Origin of the sequence: Marinobacter sp. THAF197a (assembly GCF_009363275.1) — a bacterium.
Classification (GTDB): domain Bacteria; phylum Pseudomonadota; class Gammaproteobacteria; order Pseudomonadales; family Oleiphilaceae; genus Marinobacter.
On sequence record NZ_CP045324.1, the window covers coordinates 2,572,043 to 2,590,067 of the forward strand.

The following is an 18,025-nucleotide window of genomic DNA, read 5'->3' on the forward strand; positions in this document are numbered from 1 at the left end:
ACTTTGACCGGACAGAAGAGGCACCATGACAGCTGACCGCCCCGTGTTCCAGAACCTGTACCGTTTCCAGTTTGTTTTGTTATTTTTACTTGGCAGTGTGCTGCTCAGCCCTCTGGCTGTTGCCGGCGCATCGCCGACCAAAAGCCCCAACGACCCTAACGAATACCGGTTTCTGGAACTGGACAACGGCCTGCGGGTGATTCTGGCCTCAGACCCCGAAGCCGACAAAGCTGCAGCCTCAATGAATGTCGCCGTTGGCAGCGGCAACGACCCCGCCGACCGCGAGGGTCTGGCACATTTCCTGGAACATATGCTGTTCCTGGGAACCGAGAAGTATCCGGACCCGGGCGAGTACCAGCAGTTCATTCGCAGCCATGGCGGCAGTCATAACGCCTTTACCGCATTTGCCGACACCAACTATTTTTTTGATGTCGAGGCAGAATTCCTTGAGCCGGCCCTAGACCGCTTCGCCCAGCAGTTCTCCCACCCGCTGTTCACACCGGAGCTGGTCGACCGGGAACGTAACGCCGTGCACTCGGAGTACACCGCCAAGCTCAAGGAAGATGGCCGCCGGTTCCTGTCTGTTCTGAAGGCCGGGGGCAACCCCGATCACGCCTTCAATCAGTTTGCCGTCGGTAACCTGACAACCCTGGAAAACACTGAAGAGAATCCCCTGAGACCAGACCTGATCCAGTTCTGGCAGGACCAGTATTCAGCCAACATCATGACACTGGCAGTTTACGGCCCGCAGCCCCTCGACCAGTTAGAGCAGATGGTCCGGGAACGCTTTATCGCCATCGAAAACCGGAACCTGACGGCCAAGACACACCCACAGCCGCTGTACGTTGAGAGCAGATTGCCCGAACGCATTACTGCTGAAAGCCTGCGAGATTCCCGCAGCATGACGCTGTCGTTCCCGATCCCATCGCAGCGGGACAATTACCGGACCAAACCGGCATCCTATGTGGCCAATCTACTGGGCCACGAGGGCCCCGGCAGCCTGTTTGACACCCTCAAACAGGCGGGTCTGGTGGAGTCGTTGTCCGCCGGGCTGGGAATGGATACCGGGGATCATGCCACGCTGGACATCCGTATGTCTCTCACGCGCGAAGGCCTTGAACGGCAGGACGAGATCATCGCGCTGGCGTTTCGGTACATCGATAAGGTCCGGCAATCCGGAATCAACGAAGACCGCTTCGAGGAAATGAAACAGCTTGCGGTGATTGACTTCCGGTTTCGCGAGCGTAGTGAGCCGATGCGCGAGGCCATGCGCCTATCCAGCCTGTTACGGGACTATCCACCGGAAGATCTGCTGAGCGCGCCTTGGCTAATGGATCGTTACGCTCCGGAACAGTACAAAGCGCTTCTGGAACGCCTGACACCCGATAATCTCAAAGTCTGGGTGTCTGCCCCCAACCGGAATTTCGAAGCGCCACAATTTACGCAGTGGTATCAGACACCCTGGCAGAGAGCGCCGCTCAGCGTCGAAAGTGAAGTAGAGTCCACGCTTGCTGAGCGCCTGGCCCTGCCCGCCGCCAATCCCTTTGTTCCGGAAAACCTGGAGCTGGTACCCGGAAACACCATGGCCCAGCCAGTGCTGCTGGACGAACTGGATGGCCTGGCTGTCTGGTACGCCAGGGACACCCAGTTCAACACGCCCAAAGCCAACCTGTTTATCAGCCTGCGCACTCCGCAGGCGAGATCCTCTGCCCGCAACGAGGTGCTAACCCAATTGCTGGTGGACGCCATCGATACCAACCTGAACGCCTGGGCCTATTCCGCGCGGCTGGCCGGGCTGGACTACAGTATTTACCCACATCTTCGGGGTGTGACCATCCGGGTGGGTGGCTATAACGACAAGCTCTACAAGTTGGTGAACCGGATTCTGCTGGAATTTGCAGATCCCAAGTTTACTGAGCAGCGTTTCGACGTTGCCCGGCAGAGACTGATCGATGGTCTTGAGAACAAAGCCAAAGACCGGCCGGTTCAGCAAACCTCGGAATTCATTCAAACGGCCCTCATTGATGGCACCTTTCCGGTACCGGATAAACTCGCTGCCGCGCGTGAAGTCACCCTGGACGAACTGGAAGCCTTTGGCGCCCGCCTGGTAGCACAAACAGACCCGGTAATGCTGGCCCACGGCAACCTGACGGAGGCAACGACACTGAATATGGCACGGCAGGTTCAGGCCATGGTATTAAACAATCGGGAGCGCACCACGGTCGACCGCTCGCAGATGCGCCAGCTGCCGCAGGGACAAACCCTGGCGACGCTGAACCTGGAACATCCGGATACTGGCTATACGCTGTACTTGCAGGGGCGCGACACCTCCTATGAGGAGCGGGCAAGGTTCCGCCTGCTGGCGCAGATTCTGAGCAGTCCCTTCTATGAGGACATCCGTACCAACCGCCAGCTGGGCTACATCGTTTATGCCACCGCTTTCGAGATACTGGAAACACCGGCACTGGGGCTGGTTGTGCAATCTCCGGAAGCAACGGCTGAAGCTATTGACCAGGCGGTGATGGAATTCGCTGAAGGGTACGCAGACCGATTGGCAGAGTTAACGTCCGAGCGACTGGCTCGGGAGAAACAAGCGGTGATCAGCCAGTTGCTTCAGCGAGACCGGCAGTTAAGTGAGGTGTCGGGCCGTTACTGGCGGGAAATAGACCGGGGGAACACCGCCTTCGACAGCCGGGAGCGCCTCGCGGACGCCATTCAAAAAGTCACCCTGGATCAGCTGAAAACGACCTTCCGCAGCGCCATGATAGAGCGCCAAAGGGCACTGCTGGTGGTTACGGGCGATGAGGGCGAGAACAGCCGGTCCGTTCTTGACCAACTGCGCCAGCGGGATGCTGTGCCAGCCCGAGTTGAACGTTAACGTTCGCCAACCATATGCCGGAAGCGTTGCCAGTCTTCCGGCTCGTCTACATCCCAGCGGGGTTCCAGCAGGTAAACGCTGAGCCCCGCAGCATCCATCCTCTGCAGGGTTTGCTGCATAACATCTGGCGTACCCCAGGCAATACCTTCCAGCGCACCGGGCGCCAGCCTGCGAGCACCGATTAACACATAACCACCATCATCCGACGGGCCCAGCACAACATCGTAGTGCTCCAGAGCCGCTACCGCGGAGCGCACATAACCGGGGTCTACTGAAGGACAATCACTGCCAATCACCACGGCCCGGTGATGAGATGCAATACCCTGGCCCAACGCCCTGGCCATTCGCTCCCCCAGATCGCCACCTTGCTGAAAAGACTGGGGCAATTTGGCTGCTTCGATATTGGCCAGCAAGGGAGCAGCTTCTTCAGGCGGCTGATCCAACGGACGATCCCACCAGAAGCTAACGTCATAGCCCGTGGCACACAGATTATCCAGTACCTCCAGACTCAGGGTGATATGAGCCTGTAGCGCGCCCTCAATACCGAGGGCCGGAATTAACCGGGTTTTGACCCGGCCCGCCTGCGGCCACTTGGCAAACTGCATGAGAACCGCCGGTGATTGATCAGTGTTTTGCATGGCGCACGTTCCTCCGCCAAAGGGCCGCCAGGGTTTCGGGGCTGTCACCCCGCCAATAACGCCAACGCAGGCGCCACATCAGCACAATTGTGGGCCACACACCGCCCTGCTCCCAGCGCCGGCTGTCGGTAATTACCGGCGACGAAATACAGTAAGGGCGTGCCACCAGTTTCAGGCGTTTGGACAACTCCACGTCTTCCATCAATGGCATGGCGCGATAGCCACCCAACGCCTCGAACACGTCCCGACGCACGAAAATACCCTGATCTCCCGTGCAAACGCCGGTGAGCCGGGAGCGCCAGTTCATAAACCAGGCAATCACAGAAAACATGGTGTGCCGGCCGCTCAGACGAACATCAAATCGCCCCCAGGGGCGACCAAGGCACTGGCTTTCACTTAATTGCTCGAGGGCATCGGGGGGCAGGCGCGTATCCGAATGCAGGAATAGAATCAGGTCGCCACGGGCAACGGCAGCGCCCGCGTTCATTTGCACTGCCCGCCCCGGTTCAGATACCAGCAACCGGTCACACAACGGGCGCGCCAGGTCAGCCGTGTTATCGGGGCTGCCGCCGTCTACCACAATCACTTCGTGGCCGGCCTGGCGGATGGGCTGTAGCCTCTGCAAAGATTCTTCAATACCGGCCGCCTCCCGCCACACGGGCACGACCACACTTAAAGACAAAGCAATCCGGGTATTGGCATCCATAAAAGCGACAGACCAAGAGAACAAGGCCCAACCATAACCGGACACCCCTTGAGCCACAAGCCCTTGCCGGCTATCATACCGCCTCTTCTGAAATGCCCCCGTAGCTCATCTGGATAGAGCGTCCCCCTCCTAAGGGGAAGGTAGCAGGTTCGAGTCCTGCCGGGGGTACTCAAGCCCTTGATTTACCTGAAGTACCTTCCCTCAGTTCACCAACTTTGCGCACAAGATTGCACACGATTTAGTGCAAAGTGCTCTCAGTAACGAAAACCCCACTTTGCACAACACCAAGATTATCAGTCAGTTACGAGCCTCACGTCAATACCCGAGTTTGTGATAGTCGTGATCTCGCCGCTGATTTGCGTCTTTTCTTGCCGTCTCGATTTTCGGCTACAATTAAAACAATGACTTAGAGTTGCCGGATGACCCTCCCACCAAACAGAGGGAAGCTCGATACCTTCCCTTAATCGGAGGGATGAGCTGAATTGCAGGCATAAAAAAACCCCAGGCCGTGGCCCAGGGTCTACATTCCGCTGTGTACTGCCGGTATTACTGCTTCATGATGGCCTCAAGCTTGGCCTTCAGCTCCTTACCTCGGTCATTGAGGCTGAAGAGTGCTACACGGAAGTCAGCAGGGTCTGGCCGGTAAGATGCAACGTCAATACCTGCCTTTCCGGGTCTTGCACGATCAGTGAGGTTCCGCATGTTCCTTGAGGCACGGCTTTTACCCAACTTGAAGCGGGTGTCAACCTGACTCACGGTTGCTTCATCGTTATCACAGAGGTGAAGGAAGCAGAGGATGGTTCCAACGGGGATGTCCTCCTCGTAGTCTCGAAAAAGGGATATTGCGTTTATCAACCGGTTCGTATTCATAGGCCTGTTTCTTCCTGTTCCTGTTCAGCGGGCGATGAAGTAGACACCCCCGAGTTCAAAGCAGGGGCTTCCCGCTTCCTTGTGTTCGATGAACTCACTTTCCCTGTCAGTGGCCGTCCATGTCGACGCTTGGCCAAGCCGTTCACTGTTGAAGACTTCATTTTTTGTTAGGCACTCCAACAGAAAATCCTGAACGACAAAAGTAAAGTCCACTATTAAGTTTCTCCTGATGTAACGACCATGTCAACGTCGAGATAGACACAATTTCAGTGACTTCTCGAATTAAGCGGGTGATTATATGTAAAGGAAGGCGGCTGTCTATACCAAGGAGCAAGATTAATGTCACATTTTATGCATGACAGCCGTCACAAAAACGTCAGGCTGCAAGGCGGGCCTGAACACTCGCTGGAAGATCAAACACATAGTCGTCTAGGAGCTGCTGCCGGCGTCTGGAGCGATGCAATCTGGAGTCACGGCGCTGCTGTCGGAGCGTGTCTTTGGTTCGCTTCTGCATGGTGATAGTCCTCAGTCAATCAGGTGGTCAAGGAAGATTACGATTAGCATGAGTCCAGCCCATCCCAGAGGGTGAGCCAGAGTGAAAGCCAGGAATTTATCCATCAGTTAAGCCTCAAGGACATGCCCCCTGCCCGGAGACCTCGGAGACGATCAACAGAGAACCGCCGGTAACCCCCTGCGTTCCTGTCCCAGATGGTCACAAGCTCCAGGGTATCCGCTGCCTGGGGGTCGAGACCCTTGGTCAGATACCGGTGGACACCCAAGCGACCGTTCAACTCTCGGATGCGACCGGAGCGGGTCTCGAAGGTGACACCCACGAACTTACCTTCCTGTTCATACAGCAGGTCAGTCATCAGGTTGCGGGCCTTGATTTGTGCTTGCAGTTTGCTCATGTTCAGTTCCTCATCTCACACAGTCGGTGTATGTAATTTGCTTTGTTCGTGACCCATTCGTCACGCGGTAGGTGCATCCCGGTGTCGCCCGTCCAGTCATTGAACTCTTCGTCATAGAACCCGATGGGTGCCGGATGTTCTTTCTGGAGGTCTCTCAGCTCGTTGGCCCAGGTCTGCCACTGATCGTCAGAAACCAAGCTGGTGCCCATCCAGTAGTACAGGTAGCTGTGAACCAGCATCTGGGCTCTACGTCTGCGTATCAGCTCTACAGGAGGTCCAGCAGCATCAGGCACTGGATGACCTCCTCAGGTAGTGGATATTCGGTCATCGCGTCACCCTTGACTCGTTATAGGTGACCTCCCAGTCCTTACTGGTTGGTGTCACCCTCAGTAGTTTCATGAAGGACACGTTATGGGCGATACCATTGGTCACCAGTACACGCTCCACACCCCGGAACAATGAGTTCTCCTGCGTGATTGGGAACCACAGGTCGTTGACCTGCAGTTTCCCGCTGGTGAAGTGAATAGCTCGATTGCCATTCACCTCGGAGACGATGATTACGACTGTTTCCCTCCCCATCATGCCACCTCATCCAGAACAACGAGGTCTGCAGTCAGACCCCGGATACCCTCAGCCACACGGGCGGTGACCACGTAGTCAACCTCCCATCCCATATTGGTCTTCTTCATGACCATGGCTGCGCCCACAACCTCGGGGTTCGCAGCTTCAATCTTGGCCATGGTGGCCTGCAGGTCAGCGCCGGGGCATGACCCACGGATGATAGTGATAGTGCTCATGCTGCAATCTCCTCGGCAGCTGGTTTGTTATCCACAAGCCATGTCCGCAGGGCATCCATGACCTGCTTCAGGCGGTTGACCATGTGTTCATCGAATGGGATGTCGATCAGGTGATTGGCCAGTCCATCGCCATCACGACCATACACACCCATAGCAGTGCGGATTGCATTCTCACTCGTAGGGTCAGCGTCATCCCAGTAGCCATCCTTTCCGTCATCAAAGAGAGTCACGAAGCGGGTGTCGAACTTGGTGAACGACTCGAAGTCAGCGCCCCCAAGCTTCAGTGCGGCCAGAGTCCCGGCCATGGTCTGAACCTCAAGGTCAGCCTCTACGAAGGCATCAAGGTCACCCTTCAGTGCGAAGTAGTAGGACAGGACAGCAGGCACGAACTCCCAGTCAAACGGCTCGTTGCCGCCGTGAATCCATGCTGTGTCCTCCCAGAGCTTATCCATGACCGGTGCCCAGATGACGGCGTACTCCCGCATCTCAGCGGTGCCGTTGGCTCCCCAACGCTCGGCAACCCAGCGGTTCAGAGCTTCAGGCTTCTCCACATCCCGGAGGTCACAGATGTTTTCCCAGATAATTGCGCAGGTGAGCATGCTTTCGTGGGTGTATGCAGTCATGGCTTCAGGCCTCAAACTTGGCACGTACAGTGCGTTCAATCAGGTCAGCATCAGGGTGGTTCGAGCAATCAGACACACTTTCATGTGGTTCATTGGCCCATATCATGTGGAAGGCCAGCTTGCGGTTATCCTTGGTGAACTGGATGGACGTCATGTCACAGCACATGGCCAGCTTCAGGTAGGCACGTTCGGTCATGTCCGGTAGAACCCTCTCCCACTCCTCACCATCGAATATGGCCCGGAGTTGGTAGCCCATGGCCTCGGCCTCGGCTCGCAAAGCCAGGGCGAATTGCTCTTTGACCATCCACTGCTCGGAGACCTTGCGCGGGTAGTAGTTCGCGTTTACAGGCACCTCGGGCAGCTGGGTCTTGTAGACCTCAACCGCGTGGGTGGCGTCATCGGCAGTGACCCGGAGTTCTTGCTCACAGTAGTTCTTGCCGAGGGCAGCGAAGGAGACGTCGTAGGTGGGCATGTCATCAGCTCCAGTCGATCTGGTTGAGGAAATCAGCGAGTTGTTTGTACTGGTTCTGGGTCTCAGGGTGCATGGAGGCCAGTCGCTCAGACCCAGCGAACTTGATCAGCTCCCGAGCGTGTGACTGGAAGTCACAGTCCTCGTTCTGGCAGAGGTCTAACCGGCAGGCGTACTCCTCGCCGTTGTCGAAGTTCACAGTGATCTTGGTCTTGTCGTACCCAGAACCCGGTGGGTTATCGTTCGCAGCCATCCGGGCAGTCTGCTCGAATTTCTCGAAGGGCATGACGGTGTTGTCGGTCATAAAGCGGCGGCTCTCAGACCAGTGGACAAGGACAGATACAGGCTTCATGGCTCAATCCTGATGATAGTGATAGTGAAAAAGGTAGGGTCTGCCTTACGACAGACCCGAGGTCAATTCTTTATGGTCAGACGTTGACCACGTTGATTCGTCCAAACTTCTCCTTGTACCGCTTGGCAAAGGAGCCGTGGACATTGATCGCAACGCTGGGGCCTTCGGCCTTGGCGCCATTGCATAAACCACAGGCCAGACAGGTCAGGCCGCTGGTCTCACTCAGGCACAGCACCTCACCCGGAAGCAGTGGGCTGTCCTCAGTCTTCACCCGGAAGGTACGCCGCCCGAACTTCTGATGCATGGCTGCAGCCTTGGGTGTATCTGCAGACACCATGCAGTACCGCAGGATGTCAGAGTTGAACTTCGGGTGTGCAATCTGGTGGGTGTAACCAGTGGTTCCAGCTGAGATAGCAGAGACGCCGTGCCATACGATTGCAGGCACTGCAGCTGGGTCACCATAGGAACCAAGGCGTACCATCCTGCCCTTGAACAGTGGGACAGTCTCGGCGCTCAGGAACTCATAGTTCCCACGCTTGTATGCCCTGTACACAGCCAGCGGCCCTTGGTGGGTGATGACATAGCATGACCCGCCCAGTGAGTGACGATGAGGGCAGGCACCACACACAGAACCATCCAGACCAGCCTTGGCTGCTACCTGGGGTTCGACATCTGAACGGAGAATCCACGTCTGAACCATGGGGCCGGTCTTGTCGTTCCGGCTGTTGAACGTGGCGATGGCGACGATTGGCTGGCCGTCCAGTTCAGACGGGCCTTGGTACAGGATTACACCGGCAGTTCTCATGATGTCATTACCTCAGGTTAGATTCGAGATCGGGTCAATTAGATGTATTCAATGCCAAAAGACTTGACGGCATTCTTCAGGGCTGTGTCGATGTGGTCATCGTTTGCGTACTGGTAGACCTCATCGAACCAAGGCTGACGGTCAGCCAGCGGTATGGCCCACAGCCAGTCCCAGCGGTAACGTACTGGTGATAGTCCCTGGGCCTTGTACTCGGCAGCGTCAGGCTTATCCACCACAGACAGGAGCAGGAGGATTAACCGCTGGTAGTGGTCGGGTGTAATCTTCATGTCATTACCTCGGGTTGGAACTGATGTCAGGACTATTAGCCCAGAAGAAAGATAGCTCGACCGTCGCGCTTGTTGTTCGCTTCAGCCTTTGACTTGATGTAGAACAGATCGTTCCTCACCTCCGGTTTGACCCAGATGTGGCGAGGAGCATGGTGTACAGCACGGTTCAGTAAAGCTTTGAAGGTCATGATGATAGTCCCTGAATGTAGAAGTACTTGATGTAGTGGTGAGTACCATTCCAACAGACCCGTGAGTAAAGCCGTGGGTTATTCAGACCGCCAAGGGCGCAGTATCCCTTGTGGCTAATCTCTGTGTGCATGGTGTTATCTCGCTTGGTTAGATTCCGCGACTGCTCACTCAGAGAATGACCAGCCGGAATATAACGGGGGCTGTTTAACGTCACCGTGACGTATCGTTTGTATATTGACCCTCACTGGTGATAAGCCAGCTCCTCGTTGGTACTGAGGACTCGGGTGGGTCTATCTGTGCGGTGTGTTACCAGACGTGGAGACTCTCTTCGCTTCAACGTGGTTAGTGGCTTCACTTGCTCCACCGTTTCCCCGCGTAGTCCGAAGACCAGTGAGCAGGGTGACTGTATCCACTAGTCTCTCGACCCATGTTTCTTGTCGCTCAATCGGTTAACTGGGAGGGATAAGTGCCCTTTGCCAGACCCGCTCGGGCTAGGTAGGCGCTCTTGAGCTTGGCCATACCATCGAAGCCGTCATCCTGAACCGTCAGGCCGTCCGCTGTTTAAGGAGTCGCGGCAACTCATGGAGGAATATGGTGGGTCTTCCCTGACCCGAGGCTTCCCGCCTCAACTTCCTGCTCAATCCTTGGAGCCTATTCTACACGTTCTCGATTCGGTGTCAAGCTCAATTTCAACCTGACCTCAGTTCTTTCAGTTATGACCTGCAGTTGGTGTAGCCCCGCGTTCTCACTCTGTTCTGCCTCGTTTAACGACTGCTTTTTGTTCTGGCGTCACTCAGTTGGCGTCCCGTCGTGGCTGCTAAGAGCCGGACTGCTGGTCTAACTGTTAAAGAGCTGGAGGTCTGGCCGGTGGCCGTTGCCTCATTCGATGGAGCTATTGAATCATACCGGTATGCCCGACGTCAACAATTATTTTGAGGTCAGGACAAAAAGAATTACCCCGGGTTCTTCCCTCCTTTATACGCAAAATCATGATAGTGGCTGAGCTGGAGGCTTAACCACATGATATAGTGTGTGTTTGAGCTGGGAGACACAACATATTGTGTTACTTGAGGTGCGTATAGGGTGTGGGTCTTGGACGTTACAATATAACATTAAGTCATGGCCTGAGGTCTGGCCTACGGTCTGACCGGTGGTGATAGTCCCTTGTACCTTCCCCTACCTGAGGGGATGACACCCAGTGATACCAAGGGATAGGCCGGAGGTCTGGCCGGTGGTTGCACAGGAGGAAAGACCCCATGCCCTGACCGGAGGTCAATCGAGGGGGGTGTACGGGGGGTTTTCCGGGCGCTGGCCTTTACATAAGAGCGCTCAGGTTTATACAACAAAACAAACGTGGGGTTATGACGGACGGTGGGACTCCAGGTATGACCGGAGGATGTCCAGGAGGGTATAACTTGAGGTTGTGACCAGGGGTTGGCCATAGACTTGCCTTGAGGTTCGTTCGGCTTACGCCTCACTCACCCCCAAGTCGGGACTGAAAACGTGAATCTTATCGCTGCCTACAGTTAGACCCTGTTGGTCTTCACGGTAGTAGTACTGGTACTGGGGTCAATGAGCCAGGGGTCATACCAGGGGTTATGACCATAGGTTTGACTCACCCCCAAGAACTAAAGGTAAGACCAGGGGTAGTAAAAAAAAGCCCTAACCTCAGGTTTAACTGTAGGTTAGGGCTAGGGGTACAACTAGGAGGAGGCAGAACATGAGGAGGAGAACCATGGGTAGAACCCCCACATAGACTTATAGTTATATGACCTTGGGGTTCCACCTTTGGGACGACATTATTCTAGGCCTTGTGCCACAAGGGCTCCAGACCATCGCTTACCCATGAATTTCTGTAGAGATTTTGATCAATTCCCTGTGCATGGTCGATGAAGTCCTGAAGTTCTGCCTTCAGTAACTCCTCTTTCCGTGCTTCCTCGGCACCGTGACTGTCCTGCTCCAGCATGTCCTGGAAGTACTTGACCAGGATTGCCAGTGCGTCCAACCGGTCGTCATGGCCCAAGGCCCCCTTCTCAGCTGTGATTCTACTCATCTGGTAGAAGAGAGAGTACGCTGGGTTGCTCTTGGTTGACTCGTAGTCAGACACGATGACCCGTGGGTCTACAATCAGACGGTGCTGCATCATGACAGGCTCAAGGGTGTCTATGATGCGTTTTTCCTTCTGGATATGCTGACGTTGGCCTATGGTTGAACATGGGTACACACGGCTCAGGACAGGCTTCAGCAGGGCCTCAAACATGCCATCACCGAAGTTATCCTCAATGATAATCTCGTTGACCTGATGTTTCTTAGCGATCTTTGCCAAGGACTCCAGAACCTCAGGGCCATAACCGCCGATCAGACCGCCGGCTTCAGGTACAAAGACGTTACCGTTGAGCATGTAACCCACGGCATAGGCTGTCTCGTCCTTACCACGACCTGAGGGGTCAATGGACATTGCCCGCATCTGGTAGTCCACCAGTTCCTTGGCCACATAGAATGGCTGGAAGTAGCGGTCACCGGCCAACCCCAGGTTAGGTAGCTCGGACATCCCATAGTCTTTGTCCAGGGTGTGTACCAGCTCAGTTGGCCCCTTCTGGTATGGGACAGACATGACCAGGAGGTCGGAGAACTTCAGGGGATACTTGTCGGCATCGCTGAGGCTTGTGTCCAGCATGAACTGGAGGGCAAAGCCTGCCTTACCATATGACAGCAGACGTTCCTGCAGGTCTTCGTTACTGAACCGCTTGGGGTCAGTCGTAGAGCCTTGCTCGTAGTTCGGGTTCTCCAGGATGAATGGTGCCAGTTTCCCGGCATAGGCCATGACCTGCTCATCACTTGGGTATAGTGCCGGCCAGATGCGACACTCGTAGCCACGCTTCGGCAACTCGTTGTACAGGCTCATCTCACACTGAGGTGTTCCCAGGAAGATGATACGACTGGTCGGCAGAGGCTTGAGGATAGCGTCGAACTCTTTGACCAGCTCTGAGAGACGCTCTCGGGCTGTCTGGGTCTGACTATTATTCACGACTTCAATGTCATCTGCGATGATGACGTCAGCTCGGCTACCTGTCAGCTGACCTGTGATACCTACGGATTTAACCGAAGGACTGTGGTCAGGACTGGCGGGGCCAACATCAAAGGCGTGGAGGCTGTCTCTCTGTTCCGATCTTGCGGACAGGTGCGCCAGCCAGGGCACGGTGTTAATCAAACGCTTGGTAAACGTGGAGAACTGGTCTGCCCGATCTTTACTGGCCGATACCACCATAATCTTGAGCTGGGGGTCTCGGTACAGAAGCCAGACCACAAAGGCAGAGGTAATCCAGCTCTTACCGACGCCCCGGAAGGCTTCGATGATGCACCGCTTTGGGCCGTGCTGGAGGTACTTACCAATGTCGTACTGGAGGGGTGTTGGGTCAGGGAGCGCCAGTTCTTTCCAGATGGCCAGAAGGAAGTAACGAAAGTCTGACTTCAGTTTCTTCTCGGCCACCAGAACTTTATCGCTCATGGGTTGGTTCCGATGTCGGGTCTAAGGCCCCTCAGGTCGTCCTGGAGAGGCCTCAGGTTAATCAGTGCGTTGGGTACTGGTCGTCAACGTCAAAGGCATCTGGCAGCTCGTCAGCCAGTTTCCCGAGGGGGCTTGTGGCGTTGGGTCGAAGCTCGATGTTGTTATCTTTGAGCATCTGACGGGCTACGTTCAGTTCTGACGCTGAGGCCTTACCTGACCTCACCCGATTGAGCAGTTCACCGGCAGTTGCGATGTGCAACTCTTCCAGCAAAATCTCCAAGGTAAACTGACCGTCACTCATTTGTTTCGTCCTCTGTTCTCTTTCTGAGATTGAATACGGAGGTTGCTCCTTGCGTTATTCCGGGGGTTTCTGTCCCTGTGATCGACGTCCTTGCCGTCACCCTTACGTACCTTTCCAGCCTTCTCCATCTTGCGTCTGGCGGCATTACGCCCTGCCCTACGCTTCTTCTGTTCAGGCTTGGAGTGGTACTCACGGTACTCTTTCTTGTAATCGCGCTTCTTGGACATAGGCGGTCATCGCTGTTCCGTGGGTGTCAAAGAGCCGGGACAACCAGCCTTTGCCAAAGTGTTTGAAGGTTGAGAGGTTGACGTAATGGAGGGCACGTCTAACGGAGTACTGGAGCATCACCACATTGAGTGGGGCCTCGTGTGCGGCACCGAGGGTCATAGGCCCGACGATACCGTCCTGTTTGACCCCAAGTGATGCTTGGAGGAGTCTCTTGGCTCGGCCTTGGCCTTGGTTTACCGCTGAGTCAAAGACCATGAGAGCCAGAGGCCCAGGAAGCTCACCGCAACGGCAAGCCTCCCAGTAATCTCTCCGGTAAATCTCACGGGCCTGTGCCTTGGTCAAATTCGCGATGTCAACCGTAGGGTATGCTCGCTTGGAGATTCCGTACTTCGTTTCACCACCAGGGTCTCGGGGGTCATTAACGTAACCCCCTTCCCAGTGAAAGACGTGCTCCATGGCTACTTCAAAGTAATCCACAGGCACGTAGTCCATTACTTCACCTCAGGGCCGTAGTAGGCTTCCTTGACGGCTGCAACCACTTCGTCATCCACGGTGTTGGTGGTGCGACCAGCGGCATACTCCAGGCCAAGGATGACCAGACGCATGAGGAATTTCTCGGTCAACAGCTTGGTTGCCAGAGAGGTCAGGATTGTTGCAAATACTGCAGGCATAGGAATAACTCCTTGTTATTGTTGTTTTTTAAGGTTTTTCATTTCAGTGCGCAGCTCTACGATGGCCTCAGCAAGCCCCCGCATGTTGTCATCCATCTTGTCGAGCACCTGAACGAAACGCTCACGCTCCTTCCTGGTCTCGTAGTGAGACTGTTCAAGAAGGGTGATTCGGGTATTCAGGTGAACCCAGGACGGGACAATCGCGATGACAGCTGTAAGAACCACCGCCAAGAACCACTTGGGGAGGTCTTTAAGCATGTCTTAGAGCTTCATGATGAAGGCCAGCGCATAGTACGGCGGCAGGTTCTTGTCAGTGCCAGCCTCACCGGCAGAACTCACAGTCACTGTGTGGGTGTGAGCGCCTGTGGTGTTGGTGCTGAAGGTGTGGGTGTGAGCGCCGGACGAGGCCACAGGTGCTGAAGACGTACCTGCGGTTCCGTTGGCACCATAACCTGTAACACGATCTTTGCGGTCGATGCCGGCCTGAGCGTAGATTGTTAGCGTGTGAGTGTGGGAACCAGCACTCGCGGTTGTACCGGAGTGACTGTGTGAGCCTGAGCTTTCGGTTGTGGCTGAATGTGTGTGCTCCACCACAACAGCGTCAGCAGAGCCTCCGGTATCACCTACGGCCCAGCGACCACCAGCACCTACCACAAAACGGTCTACCAGATTAGGCGTCCCGTTCTGCCCATCACACAACGCCCAGCCAGACGGCAGGTTCGTGATTAAACCAGACCACATGGCAATGATGCCGGCAGGAACACCCCGGTTAGTCTCTAGGGCGGACAGAAGGCCATCAACCTGAGTCTGTGTGTAGTAACGACCATCGTGATCACCAGATGTCCGGTGGTCATTCATAGCCTTTGCCTGGAGCAGGCTCACAGTACTGGTTGAAGTACGACTTGCAGTTGTGGAGTTGGGGATATTACCCAGACCCACATCTTCCTTGGTTGTAGCCTGAGCACGTAGCCCAGAGTATGTGCCGGAGGTATTAGCCTTACCGTTCAGAGCGGTCTGTGTTGCCGTGGAGATAGGCTTGGCGAGGTCAGAAGTGTTATCCACGTTGCCCAGACCGACGTCAGCCTTGGTTTCAGCCTTTCGAGTGTCAAGACTGTTCAACGCTTCCTGCAGGTCAGTCACATTCGCAATCGTGTGATTATGGCTGTTATCAGCAACCGTGGCTGTGATCGTTACGTTGGTCGTGCCGTTGAAGCTCGCAGACCCTGTGACAGCACCACCGAGGGCGATGGTACGAGCAGTTGCCAGTCTTGTTGCAGCCGTAGCCGTAGCCGTTGCGTTCAACTTGGAGTCAAGAGCTGTTTGTAAGCCTGTGACCTTACTAATGGTGTGGGAATGGGAGTCATCACCAACCACAGTTGCCAGGGTCACGTTCGCAGAACCGTCCACAGACGCTGAGCCCGTCACACCACCTGTTAGGGTGATTGTCCTGGCGGTAGTCCACTTTGAGGCAGACACAGCGTTTGCTGTTTTGCCCAGGTAACGGGCGTCAGCTGCAGTGATGTCCGGGACGTTCGCACTGGCGGTTCCAACAGCGCGTGTTGCTGCGGTTCCAAGACCCAAGGTTGAACGCATACCCGCTGCTGTAGTGTCATCCAACACCGTTGCGGCGAAAGTAGACACACCAGATGACGGGAAGAAATCACCGGATGCATTCAGAGCCGCAGTGCCTAGACCCAGCAGAGAGCGGCCAGCTGCAGCATCAACCAAGGCTGTTACAGACTCACCGAAGGTTGATACCTTGTTGGCACGGTAGAAGGCACTCGCATGGAGACCATCAACCAAGTCGGCATCAAGCCCTGAACCAGCTCCATCGACGGTCTTAATCTTTGTCAACACGTCGGAGGCGGTGTATCCGTCCTTCCGCTGGTAGATAGACGCGATGTCGGGAACATCAGTTGAACTGAGAACGACGTCAGGGCCTGCCTTCCCGTTAACCGATGACACAAGGTTCGGAGGTAATAGGTTTGCAGACTCGTAGGCAAACGCATCGTTGATTGAGAGTTCCCAGCCAACGTCAACGAAGCCTACACCAGGAAGCGTACCAGCAGTATTGATAATCCAGTACTTACCTGCGTCACCTGTACCAGGACTTGTAATAGGTAGGGCACCACCTGAGGCGTTCCACTGACCCACGTAAGTCTTTGCTCCTGAGGTAATAGCCCGAGCTTCGTCAGCGTAGGCTTTCGCAGACTTCAGTCCTGGTTCAATTTCTCCTGTACCAACAGCCCATGAACGCGCAGTATTCTTCGAGGCCAGAGCCTCCGCAGCAGAGTTCGAGGCAGAACTTGCACTTGACGCCGAGGCAGATGCGCTTGATGAAGCAGAACTCTCTGAAGCTCCGGCAGCATTAGCAGACGCTACAGCTAAATCCTTGGCAGCAACCGTGACGTCCTTATCGGCGGCTACAGTTACCTGTGCCGATACAGCCGCGTCCTTGGCAGCAACAGCTGCGTTTCTTGCCGTCGTGGCTTCAGAGGCCTTGGTTGTAGCTGTAGTTGCAGCTGTTTGTGCTGTAGCGTTGGCCGCAACCGCCGCAGTTTCAGCGTCTGAAGCTAAAGAGGCCGAGATTGCCGCTGCCGATTCGTAACCAGCAGCCGCAGTAGCTGCAGCTTGTGCCGCTTGCTTCTGAACCAGAGCATCAGCAGCAGCAGCCTGGGCGTCAAACCTGTCGTTATCAGCATTGGCCTCAGACAGAGCAGCGTTGTTTGCAGCCTGTACCGCTTGGTTCCTTGCATCAGTTGCAGTCAAAGCATCCTGTTCAACACGGGTAGCCTCAGTGACCACCGTGTCGTGGAGGGTTTGAACTACATTCCGAAGACCCTGAGCCTTTGTCGCATGGTGCAACGCAGAGTAAGAGCCCGGAGACACCGGAGAGTCCACAGCCTTTTCAGACCATTCTGCAGCTCTAACCGCATGATGCTTGGCTGAATACAGAGAAGGGTCTACCTGAACCCCAGGAGCTTCCTCAGCCCACTTACGGGCTTTCAACTCATGGTTCAACGCAGCGTTCTTGGAGTTCTCGGCCTGAATCTTGAAGGTCTCTGCATCAGAAACCTTAGACAGAACAACGGTCTTCGTGGCCTCAACCTGATCGGCCTTGGTCAGGACGATGTCAGTCTTCTCCAGAACCAGCTCTTTGGCGGACTCAGCAGCTAACATGTGCTCAGTAGCGAGAGTTCGGCTCTCCAAGGCACCCTGAGCGTATGTGTTTGCCAGCTGTGACTTAGCATCAGCGTTGGCCGCAGCAGAAGCCGCAGCCGTAGCACTTGCAGAGGACGCAGCCTTATCAGCTGTGATGCCATTACGCAGAGCAGAGTTGATACCATACTGGTCGTCAACGTACTGACGGTTTGCACCATCAGTCGGGAGCAACGGGAAGGCCAAATCCTTCAACCGGCGGTCACTCATTGAGAATGAACCGTCAGGCTGGGGCTTGATGCTGTCCCTAGCCAAGTCGTAGGCTTCCTGCATGGCGTAGAACACTTGGTCTGCGCTGTCGTCCAAGTCTTTCTCGGTCAACTCCGCAGCATTCACGAAGTCAACCACTCGGCTCTCCAGGAAGGTATCCCGGAACACAGTAACAACCTCTGAGCCATTGAGGGGGTTATTCAACTTGATCGTGTGTGAGTCGAGAAAAACGAAGTCAAAGGTCTCAGCGCCATCAATGCTCACATGCACGTCAGACCTGTTGACATAGTCAAAGTCGAACACAAAGGTGTCATCCCCGAGGACGGTACTGTCGTAGATCGTCCTGGAGTAATAGCTTTCTGCCAT

The 18,025-nt window shown here is 55.3% G+C and carries 21 protein-coding genes and 1 tRNA gene; 2 read left to right on the forward strand and 20 right to left on the reverse strand.

Going from position 1 to position 18,025, the window contains the following annotated elements; genetic code table 11:
- The first annotated feature begins 25 nt into the window (after nucleotides 1–25).
- The gene (locus FIV08_RS11950) at nucleotides 26–2,878 is read left to right on the forward strand and encodes an insulinase family protein (protein ID WP_152438459.1); all 2,853 of its coding nucleotides are present in this window, start codon (nucleotides 26–28) and stop codon (nucleotides 2,876–2,878) included.
- Here FIV08_RS11950 and FIV08_RS11955 read toward each other — a convergent pair.
- Together FIV08_RS11955 and FIV08_RS11960 are read right to left on the reverse strand one after the other, a co-directional pair.
- Nucleotides 2,875–3,516 carry a TIGR04282 family arsenosugar biosynthesis glycosyltransferase gene (locus FIV08_RS11955; RefSeq protein ID WP_152438460.1) on the reverse strand — a complete coding sequence of 214 codons (642 nt, stop codon included), beginning with the start codon at nucleotides 3,514–3,516 and terminating at the stop codon, nucleotides 2,875–2,877. The genes FIV08_RS11950 and FIV08_RS11955 overlap by 4 nt on opposite strands.
- Entirely contained in the window at nucleotides 3,503–4,222 is a 720-nt protein-coding gene (locus tag FIV08_RS11960) for a TIGR04283 family arsenosugar biosynthesis glycosyltransferase (RefSeq protein ID WP_152438461.1), read from the reverse strand. Before FIV08_RS11960 ends, FIV08_RS11955 begins: the two co-directional genes overlap by 14 nt.
- A gap of 94 nt (nucleotides 4,223–4,316) precedes the next feature.
- Here FIV08_RS11960 and FIV08_RS11965 point away from each other — a divergent pair.
- Nucleotides 4,317–4,390 (forward strand) — tRNA-Arg (locus FIV08_RS11965).
- Between the two features lie 378 nt (nucleotides 4,391–4,768).
- Here the strand turns inward: FIV08_RS11965 and FIV08_RS11970 are convergent.
- The 18 genes from FIV08_RS11970 to FIV08_RS12050 all read right to left on the reverse strand — a co-directional run bounded on the left by FIV08_RS11970 (nucleotide 4,769) and on the right by FIV08_RS12050 (nucleotide 18,025).
- Nucleotides 4,769–5,092: a hypothetical protein gene (locus FIV08_RS11970; RefSeq protein ID WP_152438462.1), complete on the reverse strand. Its 324-nt coding sequence runs from the start codon at nucleotides 5,090–5,092 to the stop codon at nucleotides 4,769–4,771.
- Between the two features lie 376 nt (nucleotides 5,093–5,468).
- Entirely contained in the window at nucleotides 5,469–5,606 is a 138-nt protein-coding gene (locus tag FIV08_RS19730; RefSeq protein ID WP_172972275.1) for a hypothetical protein, read from the reverse strand.
- Between the two features lie 103 nt (nucleotides 5,607–5,709).
- Nucleotides 5,710–6,000, reverse strand: a complete 291-nt coding sequence (locus FIV08_RS11975; RefSeq protein WP_152438463.1) for a hypothetical protein — start codon at nucleotides 5,998–6,000, stop codon at nucleotides 5,710–5,712.
- Between the two features lie 2 nt (nucleotides 6,001–6,002).
- Entirely contained in the window at nucleotides 6,003–6,293 is a 291-nt protein-coding gene (locus FIV08_RS11980; RefSeq protein ID WP_152438464.1) for a DNA ligase LigA-related protein, read from the reverse strand.
- A gap of 31 nt (nucleotides 6,294–6,324) precedes the next feature.
- Nucleotides 6,325–6,582: a hypothetical protein gene (locus FIV08_RS11985; RefSeq protein ID WP_152438465.1), complete on the reverse strand. Its 258-nt coding sequence runs from the start codon at nucleotides 6,580–6,582 to the stop codon at nucleotides 6,325–6,327.
- A complete protein-coding gene (locus tag FIV08_RS11990) occupies nucleotides 6,579–6,797 on the reverse strand; it encodes a hypothetical protein (RefSeq protein ID WP_152438466.1) in 219 nt (72 codons plus the stop codon). Before FIV08_RS11990 ends, FIV08_RS11985 begins: the two co-directional genes overlap by 4 nt.
- Nucleotides 6,794–7,420: a hypothetical protein gene (locus FIV08_RS11995; protein ID WP_152438467.1), complete on the reverse strand. Its 627-nt coding sequence runs from the start codon at nucleotides 7,418–7,420 to the stop codon at nucleotides 6,794–6,796. Before FIV08_RS11995 ends, FIV08_RS11990 begins: the two co-directional genes overlap by 4 nt.
- A gap of 4 nt (nucleotides 7,421–7,424) precedes the next feature.
- Entirely contained in the window at nucleotides 7,425–7,892 is a 468-nt protein-coding gene (locus FIV08_RS12000) for a hypothetical protein (protein ID WP_152438468.1), read from the reverse strand.
- 4 nt (nucleotides 7,893–7,896) lie between these two features.
- Complete coding sequence (locus tag FIV08_RS12005; protein ID WP_152438469.1) at nucleotides 7,897–8,241, reverse strand: LPD25 domain-containing protein; 345 nt, start codon at nucleotides 8,239–8,241, stop codon at nucleotides 7,897–7,899.
- 76 nt (nucleotides 8,242–8,317) lie between these two features.
- Entirely contained in the window at nucleotides 8,318–9,046 is a 729-nt protein-coding gene (locus FIV08_RS12010; protein WP_152438470.1) for a hypothetical protein, read from the reverse strand.
- Nucleotides 9,047–9,084: 38 nt separating this feature from the next.
- Nucleotides 9,085–9,333, reverse strand: a complete 249-nt coding sequence (locus FIV08_RS12015; RefSeq protein ID WP_152438471.1) for a hypothetical protein — start codon at nucleotides 9,331–9,333, stop codon at nucleotides 9,085–9,087.
- A 1,993-nt stretch (nucleotides 9,334–11,326) separates the two neighbouring features.
- Nucleotides 11,327–13,030, reverse strand: a complete 1,704-nt coding sequence (gene terL / locus FIV08_RS12020; RefSeq protein WP_152438472.1) for a phage terminase large subunit — start codon at nucleotides 13,028–13,030, stop codon at nucleotides 11,327–11,329.
- 61 nt (nucleotides 13,031–13,091) lie between these two features.
- Nucleotides 13,092–13,331, reverse strand: coding sequence for a hypothetical protein (locus tag FIV08_RS12025; RefSeq protein WP_152438473.1), 240 nt, complete (start codon nucleotides 13,329–13,331; stop codon nucleotides 13,092–13,094).
- Nucleotides 13,328–13,558, reverse strand: coding sequence for an HNH endonuclease (locus FIV08_RS19980; RefSeq protein ID WP_152438474.1), 231 nt, complete (start codon nucleotides 13,556–13,558; stop codon nucleotides 13,328–13,330). Before FIV08_RS19980 ends, FIV08_RS12025 begins: the two co-directional genes overlap by 4 nt.
- On the reverse strand, nucleotides 13,521–14,051 hold the full coding sequence (locus FIV08_RS12035; RefSeq protein ID WP_216646145.1) for a glycoside hydrolase family 108 protein: 531 nt from the start codon (nucleotides 14,049–14,051) through the stop codon (nucleotides 13,521–13,523). Before FIV08_RS12035 ends, FIV08_RS19980 begins: the two co-directional genes overlap by 38 nt.
- Nucleotides 14,051–14,230: a hypothetical protein gene (locus FIV08_RS12040; protein ID WP_152438475.1), complete on the reverse strand. Its 180-nt coding sequence runs from the start codon at nucleotides 14,228–14,230 to the stop codon at nucleotides 14,051–14,053. The genes FIV08_RS12035 and FIV08_RS12040 overlap by 1 nt, the downstream gene beginning before the upstream one ends.
- 15 nt (nucleotides 14,231–14,245) lie before the next feature.
- Entirely contained in the window at nucleotides 14,246–14,488 is a 243-nt protein-coding gene (locus FIV08_RS12045) for a hypothetical protein (protein WP_152438476.1), read from the reverse strand.
- A 3-nt stretch (nucleotides 14,489–14,491) separates the two neighbouring features.
- On the reverse strand, nucleotides 14,492–18,025 hold the full coding sequence (locus tag FIV08_RS12050; protein ID WP_152438477.1) for a phage tail fiber protein: 3,534 nt from the start codon (nucleotides 18,023–18,025) through the stop codon (nucleotides 14,492–14,494).

Bases quoted from the DNA above. Each gene is read 5' to 3' on its own strand.
- FIV08_RS11995 (WP_152438467.1), bottom strand. From the start codon at position 7,420: ATGACTGCATACACCCACGAAAGCATGCTCACCTGCGCAATTATCTGG.
- FIV08_RS11975 (WP_152438463.1), bottom strand. From the start codon at position 6,000: ATGAGCAAACTGCAAGCACAAATCAAGGCCCGCAACCTGATGACTGAC.
- FIV08_RS12015 (WP_152438471.1), bottom strand. From the start codon at position 9,333: ATGAAGATTACACCCGACCACTACCAGCGGTTAATCCTCCTGCTCCTG.
- FIV08_RS12035 (WP_216646145.1), bottom strand. From the start codon at position 14,051: ATGGACTACGTGCCTGTGGATTACTTTGAAGTAGCCATGGAGCACGTC.
- FIV08_RS11970 (WP_152438462.1), bottom strand. From the start codon at position 5,092: ATGAATACGAACCGGTTGATAAACGCAATATCCCTTTTTCGAGACTAC.
- FIV08_RS12005 (WP_152438469.1), bottom strand. From the start codon at position 8,241: ATGAAGCCTGTATCTGTCCTTGTCCACTGGTCTGAGAGCCGCCGCTTT.
- FIV08_RS19730 (WP_172972275.1), bottom strand. From the start codon at position 5,606: ATGCAGAAGCGAACCAAAGACACGCTCCGACAGCAGCGCCGTGACTCC.
- FIV08_RS11960 (WP_152438461.1), bottom strand. From the start codon at position 4,222: ATGGATGCCAATACCCGGATTGCTTTGTCTTTAAGTGTGGTCGTGCCC.
- FIV08_RS12000 (WP_152438468.1), bottom strand. From the start codon at position 7,892: ATGCCCACCTACGACGTCTCCTTCGCTGCCCTCGGCAAGAACTACTGT.
- FIV08_RS12045 (WP_152438476.1), bottom strand. From the start codon at position 14,488: ATGCTTAAAGACCTCCCCAAGTGGTTCTTGGCGGTGGTTCTTACAGCT.
- FIV08_RS19980 (WP_152438474.1), bottom strand. From the start codon at position 13,558: ATGTCCAAGAAGCGCGATTACAAGAAAGAGTACCGTGAGTACCACTCC.
- FIV08_RS11990 (WP_152438466.1), bottom strand. From the start codon at position 6,797: ATGAGCACTATCACTATCATCCGTGGGTCATGCCCCGGCGCTGACCTG.
- FIV08_RS12040 (WP_152438475.1), bottom strand. From the start codon at position 14,230: ATGCCTGCAGTATTTGCAACAATCCTGACCTCTCTGGCAACCAAGCTG.
- FIV08_RS11950 (WP_152438459.1), top strand. From the start codon at position 26: ATGACAGCTGACCGCCCCGTGTTCCAGAACCTGTACCGTTTCCAGTTT.
- terL (WP_152438472.1), bottom strand. From the start codon at position 13,030: ATGAGCGATAAAGTTCTGGTGGCCGAGAAGAAACTGAAGTCAGACTTT.
- FIV08_RS11985 (WP_152438465.1), bottom strand. From the start codon at position 6,582: ATGATGGGGAGGGAAACAGTCGTAATCATCGTCTCCGAGGTGAATGGC.
- FIV08_RS12025 (WP_152438473.1), bottom strand. From the start codon at position 13,331: ATGAGTGACGGTCAGTTTACCTTGGAGATTTTGCTGGAAGAGTTGCAC.
- FIV08_RS11955 (WP_152438460.1), bottom strand. From the start codon at position 3,516: ATGCAAAACACTGATCAATCACCGGCGGTTCTCATGCAGTTTGCCAAG.
- FIV08_RS12010 (WP_152438470.1), bottom strand. From the start codon at position 9,046: ATGAGAACTGCCGGTGTAATCCTGTACCAAGGCCCGTCTGAACTGGAC.
- FIV08_RS12050 (WP_152438477.1), bottom strand. From the start codon at position 18,025: ATGGCAGAAAGCTATTACTCCAGGACGATCTACGACAGTACCGTCCTC.